Annotated in this window: 10 protein-coding genes; all 10 read left to right on the top strand. The window is 39.6% G+C overall.

The window, feature by feature from the left end; translation table 11 throughout:
- The first annotated feature begins 6 nt into the window (after window positions 1-6).
- The 10 genes from AO498_RS14025 to AO498_RS13980 all read left to right on the top strand — a co-directional run bounded on the left by AO498_RS14025 (window position 7) and on the right by AO498_RS13980 (window position 19,657).
- A complete protein-coding gene (locus AO498_RS14025) occupies window positions 7-1,281 on the top strand; it encodes an O-antigen ligase family protein (RefSeq protein WP_148660245.1) in 1,275 nt (424 codons plus the stop codon).
- Between the two features lie 2 nt (window positions 1,282-1,283).
- Complete coding sequence (locus tag AO498_RS14020) at window positions 1,284-2,459, top strand: glycosyltransferase family 4 protein (RefSeq protein WP_067548972.1); 1,176 nt, start codon at window positions 1,284-1,286, stop codon at window positions 2,457-2,459.
- On the top strand, window positions 2,456-3,361 hold the full coding sequence (locus AO498_RS14015; RefSeq protein WP_067548970.1) for an NAD-dependent epimerase/dehydratase family protein: 906 nt from the start codon (window positions 2,456-2,458) through the stop codon (window positions 3,359-3,361). Before AO498_RS14020 ends, AO498_RS14015 begins: the two co-directional genes overlap by 4 nt.
- On the top strand, window positions 3,351-4,418 hold the full coding sequence (locus AO498_RS14010) for a glycosyltransferase family 4 protein (RefSeq protein WP_067548967.1): 1,068 nt from the start codon (window positions 3,351-3,353) through the stop codon (window positions 4,416-4,418). Before AO498_RS14015 ends, AO498_RS14010 begins: the two co-directional genes overlap by 11 nt.
- Before the next feature lie 4 nt (window positions 4,419-4,422).
- Complete coding sequence (locus AO498_RS14005) at window positions 4,423-5,718, top strand: phenylacetate--CoA ligase family protein (protein WP_067548965.1); 1,296 nt, start codon at window positions 4,423-4,425, stop codon at window positions 5,716-5,718.
- A gap of 22 nt (window positions 5,719-5,740) precedes the next feature.
- Entirely contained in the window at window positions 5,741-7,588 is a 1,848-nt protein-coding gene (gene asnB / locus AO498_RS14000) for an asparagine synthase (glutamine-hydrolyzing) (RefSeq protein WP_067548963.1), read from the top strand.
- 17 nt (window positions 7,589-7,605) lie between these two features.
- Window positions 7,606-8,658, top strand: coding sequence for a hypothetical protein (locus AO498_RS13995; protein WP_067548961.1), 1,053 nt, complete (start codon window positions 7,606-7,608; stop codon window positions 8,656-8,658).
- Window positions 8,659-8,705: 47 nt separating this feature from the next.
- Entirely contained in the window at window positions 8,706-9,710 is a 1,005-nt protein-coding gene (locus AO498_RS13990; protein ID WP_067548957.1) for a hypothetical protein, read from the top strand.
- A gap of 99 nt (window positions 9,711-9,809) precedes the next feature.
- Entirely contained in the window at window positions 9,810-10,766 is a 957-nt protein-coding gene (locus tag AO498_RS13985) for a glycosyltransferase (protein WP_067548954.1), read from the top strand.
- A 185-nt stretch (window positions 10,767-10,951) separates the two neighbouring features.
- Window positions 10,952-19,657 carry a PKD domain-containing protein gene (locus tag AO498_RS13980; protein WP_067548951.1) on the top strand — a complete coding sequence of 2,902 codons (8,706 nt, stop codon included), beginning with the start codon at window positions 10,952-10,954 and terminating at the stop codon, window positions 19,655-19,657.
- Window positions 19,658-19,667: the final 10 nt, after the last annotated feature.

The following is a 19,667-nucleotide window of genomic DNA, read 5'->3' as shown; positions in this document are numbered from 1 at the left end:
ATTGTATTGCTGAGACCAAAAGCTCCAGTCACAGTGTATATCGGCTTATTGGTTTATGTCATCGCCTTTGAAATCATTGCACGGATGGCTCAATCATCCCCTTTTATTCCTTATGAAATGGGGAAATATTTACTTTTTCTTCTCCTGGTAGGGGGAATTTTAAAGTACAAAACTACCGCATGGCCAGCATTTTGGATGGTTGTGCTTTTGATTCCAAGCTTATTCATTGAGAAATCCGGAGAGGTATCTTTTCTGGATGTGATTTTCAATTTCATGGGCCCAATGAATACGGCATTGGCTATTCTTTTCTTCAAAGGAAAAAGAGTGTCAAAGTTTATGATGCTCCACTATTTAAGATTGATGATCTATCCGATGGTGGCTGTGTTTTCATTTGCCATTTTTAGAACTCCAGACATCCAAGATGTAGAATTTAATTTGAGTGCAAATTCTGCGGTGGCAGGTGGTTTTGGTTCTAATCAGGTTTCGACTGGATTGGGTCTGGCAGCTTTTTTTGTCTTTATATTTTGGATTAATAAGTGGAGGCTTTCAGGATATCGTATGTTGGATACGGCGCTTCTGATGTTGTTCACGATTCAAGGTCTTCTTACCTTTTCAAGAGGAGGGATGATGACTGGATTTTTGGGAATTTTTGTGGTGTTATATTATCTCAGAAAAGCAAATGCAAAGGAAATAATCAAGTATCGATTAGTCAGAATAGGAAAGTACCTGATCCCCGCTTTTCTGTTAATTATAGGCTCTTTTTTTATTGTCAATCGACTGACCGATGGCTTACTTATTTTGCGTTACCAAGGTGAAACAGCAGGAACCTATGCGGGGATTAAGGAGAAAAGTTTAAATATCATTACCTCAGGCCGCTTAGATATATTTCTTGGTGATCTTGAATTATGGGCTGACCATCCTGTTACTGGAGTTGGAGTGGCAGCATCCCGCTACATGCGGGATAGAATGAAAGGGGTGGTAGCGCACGTAGAACTCAGCCGGCTTTTTGCCGAACACGGTCTATTTGGTTTAGCCTACTTTATTTTGCTCTCCTATTATGGGTTTAAAGTTTTGCGATCAAGTCTCAATCCGGCAATTGCAGGCCTTTTATTTGCCATGTATGCCGTTGGTTTGTTTACGAGTTTCCATGCGGCCATGAGAACTTTCGTTTCTCCATTGATGATCGGTCTGAGTATGCTTACCGTGTTTGAAAGAACGAATTCGAATATTGCTAAAAAGAAGGAGGCGGAAGAAAAAATCCCACTAAGCTCTCCTAATTGAACATGAGAATTTTGGTTTTTTATCAATACTTCGGAACACCAAAGGGAGGCTGGAGTACCAGATATTACGAATTTACTCGAAGATGGGTAAGCCGAGGTCATCAGGTTACTGTCATTACTTCTCCATATTACAAATCTGATATTCGAGCTAAAGGCTTTATTCATAGACAGACGATCGAAGGAGTGGAATTGATTGTCATCAATTCTCCTGATTCCAATAAAGATTCATTTTTCAAAAGAGCCTGGAACGCCTTGAGGTTTGCGCTTGTATCCGTGTATTTTGCGCTAACTGAACCTACGGATTGCGTGATTTCAAGTTCGGGACCAATTACAACCGCCATTCCTGGTTTACTAGCAAAGATTCTTAGAAGAAAAAAATTTGTATTTGAAGTCAGGGATTTGTGGCCAAAGGGAGGTATTGAGTTAGGGAAGTTGCAAAATGGATTTATTCAGAAACTTGCACTGAAATTTGAAAAATTGATTTACCGGAACTCGGATTTGATTGTGACTTGCTCTCCAGGAATGACTCAGGGAGTGCTTGATGTGTTGCCTTCGGCAAATACCCTCACTATTTCGAATTCTGCAGATTTAGACCTGTTTAAACCAAATTCTGATCAAGCTTCATCTTCCGAATTACCGCTGTTTATTTATGCAGGATCCTTGGGATTAATGGATGATTGTAGTCAGATTTTGAACGGACTTCATCTTCTAAAAAGGAAGGATTATAGATTTAAGTTTATTGGAGATGGGGCAGAAAAACCGCTTCTTATTCAGCTGGTAGATAAGTACGGATTAAAAGAACAAGTTGAATTTTTAGGATTAATCCCAAAAGTAGATGTGGTAAAATGGTTTGCTCATGCTCGGGCAAGCCTAGTGACCTTTAAAGATTTACCGGTATTGCATACCAATTCCCCAAATAAGCTCTTTGACTCTTTATCTGCTGGCGTGCCTGTAATTCAATCTACGAAAGGCTGGATTTTTGAAATGGTCAATCATACTCAATGTGGAATTAATGTTGATCCACAAAGTCCTCATGACTTTGCAAAGGCATTTGAGTTGATGATCGATTTTCCTGAGGAGGCTGAAAGAATGGGAAAGAATGCCCGAAGGTTGGCTGAGAATAGATTTGATCGCTCAAAATTGAGTGAAGAGTACATCAAGGCAATGGAATCTTTATGAGTAAACAAGTTTTACTTACAGGAGCATCCGGGTTTTTAGGCGGGTACATTTCTCAAGAATTTGGTGATGAATTGATCACCTTGGGCAGAGGCAAATCCAACCAAATTCAAATCGATTTAGCCTCTGAAATCCCCAAATTACCTTCTCTTTCGAAAGTAATCCATGCTGCTGGTTTTGCTCATCGAGTCCCAAAATCAGAAATTGAGAAGAATCAGTTTTTTAAAGTAAATGTTCAAGGAACAAAAAATCTACTTTTGGGAATTGCCGCAATGCCTGAAAAACCTAAGGATTTTATCTTCATTAGCACTGTGGCTGTGTATGGTTTGGATCAAGGAATTGGTATTTCGGAGGAATATGTCCCTCAACCTACGACCCCCTATGGGCAGAGTAAATGGGAAGCTGAGCGACTAATCGCTGATTTCTGTGCGGAGTGGAATATCTCCTTAACCATTCTAAGGTTACCCTTGGTGGCAGGAGTGGTAAAGGTTCAAGGAAATCTAAAAGCAATGATTCATGCAATTCGAAAAGGTTTTTACTTTAGAATCAAAGGTGTAAATCCCCAAAAATCAATGGTGTTAGCATCTGATGTGGCCAAACTTGTCGCTGAGATAAAATATAGGCCTGGAGTTTACAATCTTACTGATGGAATCAATCCCTCTTTAGTTGAATTGGAAGAGTATTTGGCAAACTATTTTTCCTCCAACATCAAAACTTTACCTATTCAACCTATCAAATGGGCGGCGAAGTTTGGGGATAGGATGACAAAATTCCCATTAAATACTTATAGGCTTGAAAAATTAAAATCATCTTTAACCTTTGACGATTCAAAGGCAGTCAGGGAATTAAATTGGAAACCCAACCCTGTTATTGGCAACTTAGATTTAGAAAGACTTGAAAAATAAACTTCCAAAAAAAATTCTTTTCCTAGGGGAAACGTATCGTGCGGACGCTCAGACTTGGATTAAAGGAATCGAAAAAGTGTCAGGACTTCAAATCGAAACTTTAGAAGTAAAATCCACCAAAACTAGAACAGGTAGGATTTTTATGTTCCTCTTTTTCCTCTTTAAAATACTCATCACCAATCTGAAAAAATCCTATGATTTGGTGCTTGCCGAACGATCAACAAGTTATGGTTTCTTCGCTATTTTTGTTAACGCAAAACGAAGAGTAGTCGCTCAACAAGGGATAACTGATATTTGGCCTTTAACTGAATTCTCACTGATGATTAAGCCATTTTTTCAAAGGCAGGCCTATCAAAAAGCAGATTTGATCCATGCCTGGGGGGATGTGATGGTACCTGCCATGCTTGAATCAGGAGCCAATCCAGATAAAATTTTAATCATGCCTAAAGGGATTGACTTATCTAAATACCGATTTTTTGATTTTCCAGAAAAAGATAGAAAGCTCGCCGTGGTAACCAGGTCCTTGACTTCGGTCTACAACCATTCTGACATCTTGGATGCCTTGGTGATTTTGAAAGAGAAAAATATAGATATCAAGGTGATTATCGTAGGGGATGGGAACTTGATGCCAAATTTGGAGCAGATGGCAATTGACTTAAATCTGACAGAGCAAGTTGAGTTTACAGGTAGAATTCCCAACGAGGATCTTCCTGATTTACTTTCAAGGGCAAGTATGTATATTTCTGTTCCCGAGACGGAGGGAGTTTCTGCATCTCTTTTTGAAGCAATGGCATCGGGTTGTTTTCCGATCGTCACGGATCTTCCAGGGACAAGAGCCTTTATTGAAAATGGTAAGAACGGGTTTTTGGTAGGGGTAAATCAGCCGGAGGAAATTGCTATAGCCATCTTGAATTACCTCGAAAAACCTGAAAGTTTTCAATCTGCTGTCCTTGAAAATAGAACCTATATCGATCAGAATGTTGATTTAGACCAAAATATGAAAAGGATATGGGACCGATATCAAGCATTGTTTTTACCTAAACAAATTAATGCCTGATTAAATGGGACAGTTTCATAAATGGCTCTTTTTCAAAGGAGCTAAACGTCGAAACCCATCTATTTTTCAACATTATACTTCCTTAAAAGCCACTGAAAATTTGTCTTTTGAGGAACTCAATGAACTAAATCAGGAAAGGCTCAAGGCAATTTCCATATTTGCTTTTCAGCATAGTCCATTTTACAAGCGGAGATTTGAAGAAGTAGGATTCAATCCAATTGACGATTGGTCCTTAAGGGGATTTCAGACCGTTCCTTACACTGAAAAATCTGATCTGATTCAATTCAATGATGATATTCACACCCCAGCTTCCTTTTTTGAAAAAAGGTTTTTTGTAGAAACTTCAGGGACTTCAGGGGAAATCTTGACTTTCCATCGGGATGAATCTTGGGATTCCTTTAATAGGGCTGCGATTTGGAGAGGGTATAGTTGGTATAACGCAACTCCTTGGGACCGTAAGTTGTATTTTTGGGGATATAATACGGCGACCTTAAAACGGTTAAAACTCCGACTACTTGATTTTTCAGTGAATAGGTTTCGCCTGTTTGATTATGATCCGGCAAAACTCAAAAAGCTGGAAACAAGTCTGCAAGAAGTCGAAATTATTGAAGGGTATAGCTCGATGATTTATGAGTTAGCCTGTCTGATGGAAGACAAAAAGGTCAAATTTGATCAATTGAAGTTGGTGAAAGGTACTTCTGAGAAGGTATTTGCGCATTATCAGGATATTGCCAAGAAGGTTTATGGGACTAAAATCACCAATGAATATGGCTCCACAGAGTCAGGAATCATAGCCTTTGAATGCCCTCAGGGAAGCATGCATATCAATATGGAAGGGGTTTTTGTAGAGCAAGATCCTGAAGATTTGGGTATTGTAGTTACCAACTTACAATCCTTTTCATTTCCATCTATCCGCTACAAGCTAGGCGATCAAATAGAACTGGAACCCAGCTCCTTTCAATGTAGCTGCGGAATGAAAAGCCCCGTTATTCGAGAAGTGACAGGTCGAATTGGTAAAAAGATTTTAGGTGAAAACAGAAATTATCCGAGTTTAACCTTGTATTACATTTTCAAAAACATCTATTTTAATCAAGGATTAAAAATTGATTTTCAGGCTCACCAATATGAAAAGGGGAAACTTCAGATTTGGTTAAAGGAGCCAATTACCCCTGACATCGAAAGATTAATTTTTGAAGAATCGAAGGCGTATTTTCATGATTTGGAAATTTCGCTGATCGAAAACCACAATTTTAGAGAGCAAGGTGGGAAGCTCAGAGATTTTATTTCTCACCTCTCATAGGATACTTTAACACAAATTCTTCATGTGCGGAATTGCCGGAATTTTAAAATTTAATAATCAAGAAATTTCCCAAAACACCCTAAATGCGATGGGGGATTCGATCGCTCATAGAGGACCGGATGCGATGGGAACCTACATGTATTCAAATGTAGGTCTTGTCCATAGGAGACTTTCTATTATCGACTTATCTGATGCTGGGAATCAGCCTTTTTTCAGCCAGGATAAGGATTTTGTACTAGTCTTCAACGGGGAAATATTCAATTACAGAGAGTTTTATCCTGAGCTTAAGTCCAAGGGGTATTCCTTTCATTCTTCCTCTGATACCGAAGTGCTACTTTATCTTCTGATGGAATATGGAGTGAAGGTATTGCCGAGATTAAGAGGATTTTTTGCTTTTGCATTTTGGGACAAAAAAGGCGAAAAACTCTTCTTAGTGAGAGATCGCTTTGGAGTTAAGCCTCTTTTTTACTTTCAATCCAAAGACCAACTTGTTTTCGGTAGCGAGCCTAAAAGTATTTTTACTTCAGGCGTGCAAAAATCAATTCGTCAGGAATCTTTGACTGAATTATTATTCTATAGATATACATCCGGTGAGACTACAGTTTTTAATGATGTAAATAGACTCCTGCCAGGACATTACATGCAGATTGACCTAGGTACTTCAAAAACTCAAATCCACCGATGGTTTCATTTAGGCGAATCGATTAAAAATCAATCGACCATTTCCAATCCTTTAGAGTGGTTTGAGGAATCCTTCAACCAATCCATTGCCTACAGGATGGTGTCGGATGTCCCGGTGGGTACTCTCCTGAGTGGAGGTTTAGATTCCAGTTCAGTGTTATATAGCCAAGTTCATCAAGGATTCAAGGATGTAAGTGCCTGGAATGTTTCGATTTCCAATTACAAATTTGATGAATCAAATTTGGCCAAGAGTTTTTCTGAAAGCCTTGGGGTTGACTTTCATACGTTTGAGTTTAGGGGAGAAAATCTACTCAATTTGGTCAAACGAGCCATTTCAAACCACGATGAGCCCTTGATGCATTTGCAAGATGGGCATTTGCTCGGCTTATCAGAAAAGGCTAGAAAAAAGGTGAAAGTATTGTTGAGTGGGGAAGGAGCAGATGAAGTATTGGGAGGCTACGTGCGATATAAAGTACATGACTCCAGAATACGATATCAATTCCTTCAAATTCTTCCTTTCTTACCCAATTCTCTGCTTAAATCTGACCGATTGAAAAAAATGAAAAGATACCTAGCGATGGGCGGGGAAGATTTTCAGTTGATGTCCAATAGTAATGAACATTTTCTATCAGATTTTTCAGAATTGGGGTTTTCAGAATCAAACCTTAGGATTTCGTATCGTGAGCGGATTTTGAAAGAAGCTAAGGAATTGTATCCTAGTAATCCATTGAGGCAATTATTGTATTTGGAGCAGCATACTCATTTATATACGCTCAATGACCGAAATGATCGAACAACCATGGGAGCTTCCATCGAATGTCGTGATCCATTTTTGGACGTTAATTTGGTAGTAGGAGTAGGTAGCCTAGGCGATGAATGGTTTAATACTAAAGGAAAAGGGAAGCGACTTCTGTTTGAATCATTCGGGAAAAAACTTCCATCCTATCTCCAAGATCATCCCAAAATTGGATTCTCAATTCCTTGGGAGAGGTATTTTTTAGATAGAGATGACTTTAGGGAAGTGTATGAGCAATTGCCAAATTCCGAACTTCTTCAGGTTTCTCCATTTAATCTGTTTGATATTAAATCCTTGATGCGGGATTTTGAAAAAGGCGACAAGTCCAAGTTGTCTATTATCAAGCAATTGTTTTTCCTTTCGCTTTGGTATCAAGTCCAATTCGGAAAATAAGCTGAGTTACTTTAGTCTTGATCCACGTATTTATACCTGATTTCAATTTCCAAAACTGCAGTCTAATCGAGGCGTTCGATTGGACTGCAGACCTAGGGATTTGTATTGCTCCAATTGCTCAAAGGTATTTTTCAATTGTAGAAAATCCGGAGGAGGCTGATTGGGTGGTGATTCCCGCCTTTACTACTCAGTTGCTCCATCCAAGGGGTGAAAAGCTTTTGACTAGTTCGGTAGAGTTGGCCAAAAGGATTCAAAAGCCGTTGGCCTTGTTTTCTAATTCCGATTTTATCTTATCTCCTTCGAATGCAAATGCTTTTGTTTTTACTCCAGGGGCATATAAATCCAACCCGTTTCAGATTGATATTCCTGCAACCTTTGACCAAGATCCTTTCGAGAAATGGAATTTTGGACATTGGGAGCCAGCTCCACATTCCCAAAAACCATCCATAGGTTTTTGTGGTCAAGCTACTCGAAATCCACTCAAGGCCTTGAAAGACGCAATGACCTTTTCTAAGGCAAGACTGAGAAAGCAATTGGGTTACTCTCACTCTGATTCAGGACCAATTTTTTTACCGGCATGGGAACGTGCTCGACTCTTGGAGGTATTTGAAAAAGACGGTCGCTTTCAAACTGATTTTGTCTTAAGGACTAAATACAAAGGAGGAGCAACCTCCGAGGAGCAAAAGAGGCAAGTCGAACGGGAATTTTTTGAAAATATCTATTCCAATTTGTTTACTGTTTGCATGCGTGGAATGGGAAATTACTCCGTAAGGTTTTACCAAACTTTGGCCATGGGACGTATTCCGGTGTTGATTGATACTGATTATTCGGTTGCATTCAATGCGTTTCATCAGTTGGAAAGTCTAATTCCTGTGATCCCTTATGCTCAAAAAAATCACGCTGCTGAAATGACATTTGAATATTTCGCTGGAAAGAATGCTGAAGAATTAATCCATATTCAGAAGCAATGTCGATTGATTTGGGAAGCATATTTTCAAAAAGAAGGGTTGATTAAATACCTTGCTAAATCCATGGAGGCTATACAGTCATCCTATAGATGTTTGAAATAGGCAGTTAGCTTAATTAATTGCTAATTACCCATCAGAAAAATTACCAGATGCGAATTGAAATACCTGCTTGGACTACTCATCACAATCAGTTTCTCTATAGTTTTTTAATCTATTCGATTGAAAAAAAAATCGATCTTAAATTCAGTTTGAATACTTCTATTCATGTGAATGGAGCAGTTTTAAACTGGAAAGGGAAAAAGATTTATTTCGATTATTGTGATGATGTTGTTCTGATTGATAATCCTGAAAATTACGATTTCTATTTTAAGCGATCCTTATTGAAGGAATCTCAGGAAATCTATCCCAATCTTTTTCCGCTCAATTTCCACGTCAATTTCGCAAAATGGCCTCTCAAGTTGATTTCAAAAATGAGCTACAGAATTCTGACCAAAAAGGAATCTTGGGTGGAAGTGGTACGAGCCATAGATGTATTTGGAAAGATTACCAACGAATCTCACTTGAGTGTCGATTTGGGGCAGTTCTCCCGAACTAATCCTGAGATTGGGAGAGTGATATTTATGACTAGACTCTGGGATCCGTCCAGAAATGATGATCCTGATGAGAAGGAGCGCCGAATGATTCAAAATGATTTCCGCATTAATGCATGCAGGGTTCTCAAAAAATCTTTCCCAGATTCATTTGTCGGGATTTTTCCCGATGAATTTGGAGTGCAGTCAGCACCTGATATTTTATTGGATATCAATCACACCCTTAAACGGAATTATTTAAGTGCTCTAGCGCAAAGTGATATCGCCATTGCAGATGATGGGTTAAAGGATACTCCCGGTTGGAAAATCGGAGAATATTTAATGGCAGGGAAGGCCGTTATCACAACTCCGATTAAAGTCCTCATTGAGGATTTTGAAGAAAACGTCAATTTTCTTTCTACAGGAAGGCGAGATGATTATGCCATACTTCCAGATTTGGTGAATTCACTACGTAAGGACCAAGCCTACAAGTTGATGCAAAAACAAAATAAGCAATGGTATAAGAGTCACTTAGAGCCTGTTGCCTATGTTTCTTCCATTCTGTCTAAAGTTGATCAGATATAAAATGTAGAAGAAGACTTTTCAGGATTTAATAATCCAAAATCCACCTTTCCATTTCTCAGTTAAACTTTCCTGTTTTAGCCAAGATTCAAAAAAGATCCCATGAAGGAACTTACCATTCTAAACCTACCCAATAGCTACTGCACCTATTATTTTTTAGGATTAAGTCAGATAGCTAAGCTTCGATTTGCTCCACAGCAGGATTTCGCTCATTTAAATGGGAAACCATTTTTAGTTTTTGACTACCAGGGAAAAATTGTGGTGATTGAAAACGATGATCCTGTCGGAGTGGATCTAAAGTCCTATGGCCTGAGTGATTATTATTTTGCGACCAATAAGTTGAAAGCAAATGAGGATTACAATTGGCCAAAGGTTCAGACCTTATACCCACATTATTCGATTAATACTGCAGGCCAATATTTGTCTTTTTTTGGTCTAAAAGGACTCAATTTGATCGGTTGGAAAGAATTTGCAAGACAATGGTATACCCTATATCGTCGACCAAAGTTTCATCAATTTCCTTATGAGATGAAGGAAAGGAATTACATGTTTTTTTCTGGGAGTATTTGGAAAAAAGAACAATGGGCCAATGATATCAGACGCCAATACATTGAGGCATGCAAATCAAATCCTTTGATTGAGTTTGAAGGAGGGATGGTGAGAAGACAGGATGGGGATCCATGTGGGATGCCTGAATCTATCTTAACTGATAAATTCCCGGCTGTTGAATTTTCCAAAAAGTCTCAGCAATCAATTATTGGATTTAATAATCCAGCGGTCATGGATGCCGTAAGCTGGAGATTAGCAGAATATCTGAATTACAGTTGTTTTGTTATTAGTTTTCCATTTAAAATAGACCTGCCTCAAGATCCTATTCATGGAGAACAAATTCATTATATCCAAGATCCAAGGGAGTTTAAGGATGTAATTGATTTTGCGTTAAAAAATCCGACCTACAGGGATAAAGTCTCCCGAGGTGGAAAAAGTTATTTTGATACCCATTGTCTTCCTAAAACTCAAGCAGAGCGAATCCTTTCGATTGCCTCTGGCAAAAACTAGGCTCAAATTGGGGCTATTGTTTTGTCTATTGCCTTAAAGGTCTTGGTATCCGTCAATCTTGGTTGTTTTTTATTTCAAATTTTGGATAAGCTTAGATTTAGGTACGATATTAGAGGTAGGACCTTGGTTACCTTGATCGATTTGATTTCGACTAATTTGGGTCAAGTCTATAGCAGCTAGTGCGAATGTCTACATTCCCGAAATTAAAAGCTTTATATAGGTTCCTTTGGGGAGCTTTTCTTTGGATAGTCCTCGGACAGTTTCAGGCTGTTCTTGGACAAACAGTTATTATTCCCCGTGATGGATTTCCCTACTGCGAACCTTTTACTAATTCCACTACCCGGGCTAATACCGTTTTTGATGGCCTACCCAAAGCCGCTTTCCTTACCGCTGGGGCCGGTGACGCAGAAGGAGATGGATTTTTACAATTAACTGACAACACCACAGATCAGCGAGGATATGTATTTATCGATTTGCCTTTTTCTTCTGCTTATGGGATAAAGGTAAGTTTCGAATATTTTGCCTACGGAGGAATTAATCCCCCTGCCTATGCAGATGGGATTAGCTTTTTTATGTTTGATGGAGATATCATTCCAGACGATAAAATTCCGCCATTACTCTCTAATGAATTTAGAATTGGAGGACTCGGAGGTTCTTTGGGATATGCCCCATGGAGGAGAAATGCAAATATGACATCCATACCAGATCAACCTGGATTAAGAGGTGGATATATTGGAATTGGATTTGACGCTTTTAGAAATTGGGGGAATGAATACGAGGGTAGGAATGGAGGCTTTAATTCAAATATTCAAGGTTTTGGACCTGTTCCAGATCCAAAGCAATATTATAATTCAATTGCAATCCGCGGTCCGGAGTCAACCAATTACCAATTCATAGATGGTAAAAGGACCTTTAGCCGAAGCTTTTTGAATGAAGAACAACCACTCGTTTATACAGATCCTATTGATCCTAATTACTATTTGTTCAACTCGTTAGATCCGGTTCAATACTTAGCCCGGAGATTTAAAATAGGATCAGTAAACCTTGCAGAGCAATGTAATCAAGATGGATATCGAAAGGTATTTATTGATCTCTTCCCTGTAGGAGGGGGTAATTATTTGGTGACAGTGGACATGTTGGTAAATAATGGAGGCACACTTCGACTTGAAAATATTTTTACCGACGTTCCTTATAATTTTCCTGCTCCCAAAAACCTAAAAATTGGATTTGCGGCTTCTACGGGAACCCCAAATACCAATTTTCACAAAATCCGTAATGTGACCGCTCAAGTTTCGGATTATGCATCCATTCCTATTCCTGAAATCAGCAATCTTGAGGCTGAAGTTTGCCAGGGAGAAGAAAATTTGTTTGAGTTTAATGTCAATCTTACCAGTGAAAACTCTTTCGTAAGGTGTGTCCAATTATTCGAAAATAACCCTGGACCACCTGATAACACGCCTCCTACTGGGGGAGATCCATCCTTGACAAACTGTGGACTATCAAATGTCTGTATAGAAAAATGTGATCCTGCTAATAATTCCATTACTATTCCGGGAAAAGGTACTTTTTCAGTCGAGCTTCAGGAGCTTACAACGGATAACTTTGATACGGAACGGTTTGAAGCCAGTGTTCGATTTGAACCAGAGCCCGGATTTATTGGTACTGCTCAGATTTTTTATCAAGTTTTGGATAACTATGGGTTGCTGTCCGAAGCAAAGACCATTACTGTAACTGCCAATCCATACCCTATCAAAATTTCCGACCCGAGCTTGACTTATCCTACCTGCGATGGGCAGTCTGATGGTAGTTTGACAGGATTTGTGGTTGGGGATTTGGTCAATGGTTTTGATTATGAATGGTTCTTTGATGGAGTAAGTATTGGTAAATCGGGAGCTAGTGTTTCTACATTAGTGGGTGGGCAAGCAACATTTGACTTACAAGGTTTAAATATCGGAACCTATACCTTATCCGTTTGGAATCCATCTGATTATGGTAAATGTGAAGTCAATTTAGCTATTGTTATTAGCCAAGAACAAGGAACTCCTGTCGAATTGGAAATTGAGAATAAGGTCATTTGTGAAAATCAAGATGTCTCTTTCTTGCCTCAAATTGATCCACAATTCAGTAACGGAGCAACGGGTTCATTCAACTGGTATTTAACAGCAAATCGGTCTGGAGGACCTTTAACCAACGGGCAGCTAATCACCCTAAATGGATCACAAGTTTCCGTCAATATCGCTTCGAATGGAGAAATTACACTTTCAGGGCTTACCTCAAATGGAAATGCACCACAGGATTATTTCTTTTATGTAGAAGTTCAATCCCAAAATAATCCATCTGGTAATTTTTGCCCATATATCGGGGATGTGATTACTGTAGCCAAAGCAACGGTGTATCCACCGATTAATTTCTCCGCATCAAAAACGGCAGAGGATTGGTGTTTGGATAATTCAGGAAGTATTACCTCTACAGTTTCTAATCCTTCCAGTGCGATTACCTATTTCTTGACAGATACCAATGGCAATGTCCTTTCCTCGAATACAACAGGGAATTTTTCTGGACTCGCTAAAGGAAATTATGAAGTTTATGCCACATCGGCTTCTCCAACTTGTACTTCACAGATCGAGTCTATTGAAATCTTAGGCGCTGCTCAGCCACTTCAAGTAACTACCGGAAATACTACGAATGCCTATTGTGGACTTCCAAATGGGCAATTGGATTTTACAATCCAAGGTGGCAATCCTTCCTATTCCATTTCCATCAATGGTTCTGCTCCAAGTTCGATTTCTAATGCTGGTTCACTTTATAATATAACTGGATTATCTTCTGGGGCTTATACTATCGTTGTCACTGATGATAAAGGGTGTTCAGAAATGATTTCTATGTCAATTTCTGGTGATCCGAACTCTCAATTTGGTACGACATCAGATGAAATCTGCGAAGGAGAAATTGCAACATTAAGTCCGCAAATTATTGTACAATCCAGCTCAACTCCAGTATTCGAATGGTATTACCAGAGTTCACCAGGAACCTACGTTAAAATAAATTCAGGAAACACAGTCAATGGAGCTACTCATACCATCAATTCTTCGAATGAATTGGTGATCAATGGCCTAACAGCTTCCAATTCCCCATACGATTATTTTCTGCTTGTTACTGGTTCAAGAGTCTGTGATCAAGGATATATTCCAGCTCAAGTCGTGGTTAACCCGTTGCCTCAATTAGGCACACCTGTCGTAACCCAAATCGCTTGCTTTGGTGAGGCTAATGGGGTAATTCAGGCGGTGTTGGCTTCAGGAAATAGCTCTGACTTTACTTATAGTTTGACAGGAGATAACGGAGTTTCGATATCGTTTCAGGCATCTCCAATTTTTAATAACCTACCTCCAGGCAATTATGATCTCTCAGTAAGGTCCTCCAAAAATTGTATTTCAACCCTTTCAGATATTGCAATTACCCAGCCTTCGCAATTAGAGGTAAATGAGATTTCCGTTACAGCTGCTACTTGTGGAGAATCGAATGGAATCCTGACTTTTGAGATATTGGGAGGTACACCAAATGCTTCTGGGGATTATACGATTACCGTAAATGGAAATTCTACAGCTTCTTTTGGATCAGATTTTAGCAAAACCAACGCGACGACCTACAGTATTTCGAATCTTTCCCCAGGAAACTACTTGATAGAGGCTAGAGATGAAAATTCCTGCCTTACATCTATTACCATAGAAGTAGAAAACACGCCAATTCCTGAATTTGGGGTAGATCCAATCGTGATCTGTGAAGGAACGACTGCGCAATTGATTCCACTCACAGTGAGCAATACCATTGGAGCAGTTCCTGTATTTGAGTGGTATTATGAAGATGCCTCCAATCCTGGTACATACATTTTGATCAATTCCGGTGATCAGGTAGGAGGGCTTACTTATACGCTGAATTCAGGAACCCTGTCTATCGATGGCTTGGTGAATACAAATAGTCCATACACCTATTATTTGGGAGTTTCTGGAGATAAAGTATGTCCAGCAGCCTTGATTCCTGCTGAGATCGAAGTGTTGAAAATTCCGGTTGGAGTTTTCTCCTTGCAGATGGTGTCTTGTTTTGGAGAATCAGACGGCACGATCAATTTGGATAGCATTGATCCAGCAGGAAGTTTCACCTTCACGATCCAAGAAACTGGAGAAAGCAATTCCACTGGCAACTTTACGAATTTACCAGCAGGCCAATATACCATTCGAATCCAAGAGGATGGAGCTCCTTGTTTTACGGATCAGGTGCTTGAAATTACCCAGCCTTCGCAATTAGAGGTTAATGAGATTTCGGTTACAGCTGCCACTTGTGGAGAATCGAATGGAATCCTGACTTTTGAGATATTGGGAGGTACACCAAATGCTTCTGGGGATTATACGATTACCGTAAATGGAAATTCTACAGCTTCTTTTGGATCAGATTTTAGCAAAACCAACGCGACGACCTACAGTATTTCGAATCTTTCACCAGGAAACTACTTGATAGAGGCGAGAGATGAAAATTCCTGCCTTACATCTATTACCATAGAAGTAGAAGACACGCCAATCCCTGAATTTGGAGTAGATCCAATTGTGATCTGCGAAGGAACGACTGCGCAATTGATTCCACTCACAGTGAGCAATACCATTGGAGCAGTTCCTGTATTTGAGTGGTATTATGAAGATGCCTCCAATCCTGGTGCGTACATTTTGATCAATTCCGGTGATCAGGTAGGAGGGCTTAACTATACGCTGAATTCCGGAACCCTGTCTATCGATGGCTTGGTGAATGCAAATAGTCCATACACCTATTATTTGGGAGTTTCTGGAGATAAAGTATGTCCAGCAGCCTTGATTCCTGCTGAGATCGAAGTGTTGAAAATTCCGGTTGGAGTTTTCTCCTTGCAGATGGTGTCTTGTTTTGGAGAATCAGACGGCACGATCAATTTGGATAGCATTGATCCAACAGGAAGTTTCACCTTCACGATCCAAGAAACTGGAGAAAGCAATACCACGGGCAACTTTACGAATTTACCAGCAGGCCAATATACCATTCGAATCCAAGAGGATGGAGCTCCTTGTTTTACGGATCAGGTGCTTGAAATTACCCAGCCTGATGAATTACAACTATTAAATGAAACCTTTACCAATCCTACTTGTGGTGAGTCAAATGGTTCATTCTCCTTTGATCTAATCGGTGGTACAAAATCCTACTTGATTGAAATAAATAATCTTCCGATTTCAGACTTTTCAAATAGTGTCACAGGAGACAGGGTTGAAATAAGAAATCTTTCTCCTGGTGTTTATTCGGTTTCGGTGGTAGATGCAAATGGTTGTATCGTAAACCAACCTAATTGGGTTACTCTTGTAAATGACGATGGTTTTGAATTTGACGTACTTCCAATGAATGTAGAAGTTTGTGAGGGAATGTCAGTAGATTTCCTTCCAACTTTTAGTGTTGCTTTACCAATAACTCCAACGTTCAAATGGTATAAGAACAGTGCTTTATCGGAGCCGATTTCAAACGGAACCGATGGAACAGGAATTGATTATTTGATCAATCCAAGTACAGGTGAACTTCAAATTCAAAACCTTCCACAAGGAACCCATGACTTTTACTTAGAAATTTCTGGACCGGGAATTTGTACAGTTGTTGAGATTGCAGAGGCGGTGGTTTATCCTCCAATCGATGCTCAGATTACGGTTAGTCCAATCACTTGCTTTGGAGATACCAATGGAGAAATCCAAATCATTCCTTCAGGTGGAAATGGACAATTTGAAATTAGTTTCAACGGTGGAGCTTTTGGAATAGCCAATTCTTTCTCAAATCTGAGCCCAGGTGATTATACTATTGCAGTTCGCAATGATTTAGGATGTGAGTTTAATCAGACCGTAACTGTAGAAAGCCCAACTTCCCCGATTCAAATCAATACTCCTACTATTATAAGAGCGTCTTGTGATCTACCGAATGGTAGTATTCAAGATTTACAAATTTCAGGAGGCTGGGGCAATTATTCTGTAGAATGGAGGAAGGGTAGTGTGACTGGGACTATAATTTCAGGAAATGAAACACAGGCTTTAGACTTATTCCCTGATACCTATTATTTGATTGTCAGAGATAGTGAGGGATGTGAGCAAGTGTTTGATTTTGTAGTCGAAGAGTCTTCAGATCCAGTATATCAAGTGGTTCCTCCGATTGATGAATGTGTTGGAACACCGGTTTCCATCCGTCCAATCCATATTGCTCCTGATCCAAGCCTTCCCCCAGCAGCGGCCACTGAAGTCCGTTGGTATAAAAATCCAAATCAGGTTGGATTAATTGGTAATGGAGTTGATTCTGGAAATCCTCAGGTTTCTTATGTCATAGACGATACGGATTGGCTTAATCCTCAACTCCAAATTTCCGGATTACCTGCAGGTACCTACACGTTTTATTTCTACGTGATATGTACAGGACAGGAAATCCCGATCGAGGTAAATGTTTTTGATATTCCTTCTATTACTGTCCAAACTTCCCCAATTACTTGCTTCGGAGACAGCAATGGAAGTGTAACTGTTACCTCAGGAGACCTACCAGAATATACTTATAGCTTAAATGGTGCCAGCCCAATTTCTAAATCTGATTTGGAGAGTCTCACCCTTCCTTCTGGTACCTTCCAATTAGAGGTGATAACTCCTGCAGGATGTTCTGAAGTACTAGATTTTGAAGTAGAAGGTCCAACTGCAGCTTTGAGTGCTACTCCTTTGGTAGGAATTGATCCTGGTTGTGGAGCATCTAATGGAAAACTTTCGCTTGAAATTTCTGGTGGTTGGGCTCCGTATCAGATAGAGGTTATCAAAAACGGATCTGTAGTGAGAACAGAGACTTCCTCTGATGGAATTGTATTTTTGGATGGATTCGGAATTGGAATTTATTCCCTTCGAATTACCGATGATCAGGGATGTGTACTAGCTACCAGCGATGTAGAGTTAGTAAATGGACCTACTCAAATACTTGTAGATCAAGAAGAGGTTTGTGCTGATGGAACTGCTGTACTTATACCAACCTTGGATCCACCAGCTACTGGCGTTAGTTTCCAATGGTTCTTTGATAACTCGCTTACTCAAGCAATTACAAGTAGTTCAATTCCAGCAGCTGATGGCAAAACCTATCAAATAGATCCAGTTACTGGGGTGCTGACCATCACGGGATTTGGAAATAATGAACTCGTCTATAACTACTATGTAACAGTAGCTGGACCAACAATTTGCCCAGGATTTGTTGGGCAGGGCATAGTCCAAGTTTACCAAAATCCTACCGCTACTTTCACTGTTACTAATGAAGTGTGCTTTGGAGAAGGTGGACGAATAGAGATTATTCCTACCGGAGGTTCTGGAACTTTTGTTTATAGTTTAAACGGTGGCCCCGAAGTCAGCTCTCCAATTTTTGATGTACCTACTGGTACTCATTCTGTTGAAATTAGAAGTAGCGTGGGGTGTACATTCTTAATTCAGAATATTGAGGTAACTGGGCCTAGCGCTCCGCTGGAAATTTTAAATCAAGAACTTGTCAATCCAACTTGTACCCTGGACAATGGAATCATTCGATTTGAATTGATTGGTGGCTATCCAGGCTACACTGTTTATTATTCCAGAAATGGAGGAACTGAACAAAGCCTTAGTATAAGCCAAGCCGGTTTGGTGGAATTGACTGGTATTGGAGAAGGCTCTTATCAAATTAGAGTAGTAGATATTCAAGGATGTGAATTGCTCTATACCAATGGGTTAAGTGTGGAGGAAGTTCCTACTGAAATCGATGCCCAAGATCAGGTTATTTGTGAAGGAGAGGTAGCTACCTTGATACCAAGTGTTCCTTCAAATATCACCGATGAGGTATTTACTTGGTATTTTGATCAAAATGGTACACAAGCCATTCAGAATTCAACTTCTGCAGGAGTTTCCTATCAGATTAATGGTTCGGGTGAACTTGAAATTCAAGGGCTTCCTGCCTCTGGTAGTCCCTATACTTATTATGTGATGGTTGTTGGCACAGGAATTTGTGGAGTTAATCCAACTCCTGTTCAAGTCACTGTAAATTCTATCGCAGAACTTAGAGTCTCTAATCCTTCTGTGGTTTGTGATCCAAACGGTACGGTAGATTTGACAGATTATATAGAAGGTTTCAATCCAAATGTTTACGATTATTCCATCCTTTCTCCATCAGGAGTCGCTATGCAAATTAGTGAGCTGGGTCAGGTTAACCTTTCTGGGGATTATCGGATAAGTAGCAGCCTAAAGAATACAGGTTGCTGGAATAACCCTCAACGAATCCGAGTTTTGATCGCTGATGAATTGTTAGTTGCAAACTTTGATTATTTGATTGACCTGGGAGATGGAAATTTGGTGGCAAATGATACAGTTCAACTATTCGAGCAGATCCAATTTGAAGATTTAACTGTAGGTAAAGCCATCTTGTGGAATTGGGATTTTGGAGATGGAAACACTAGTTCCTCAGCAAATCCAACTCATGCCTATGATCAAAAAGGGACCTACACTGTCCAACTTCAAGTCATTGATGAATTTGGCTGCGTGTCTACCTATACACAAGTAATTCAGGTTTCTGATGATTACTGGGTCAAAGTTCCAAATGCATTTACTCCTTCTAGAGAAGATGGTAAAAACAATTTCTTCAAGCCTTATTACCGAGGAATAGGTAGCATGGAATTTTATATTTTCTCCACTTGGGGAGAATTAATTTTCCAAACTTCATCCCTTGAGTCTCCTGGATGGGATGGTAATTTAAAGGGTGCCCCTGCGCCAAATGGAAATTATGTGTACCGAGGTAAATTCGTTTCCCGATCCGGAGAAGTTGTGGAGAAATCAGGAGTATTTGTTCTGATCCGATAACGAATAGATT

This window comes from Algoriphagus sanaruensis, assembly GCF_001593605.1.
GTDB classification, from domain to species: Bacteria; Bacteroidota; Bacteroidia; order Cytophagales; family Cyclobacteriaceae; genus Algoriphagus; species Algoriphagus sanaruensis.
Note: the sequence above shows the minus strand (reverse complement) of the source record. Positions and strands in the feature narration are given on the sequence as shown.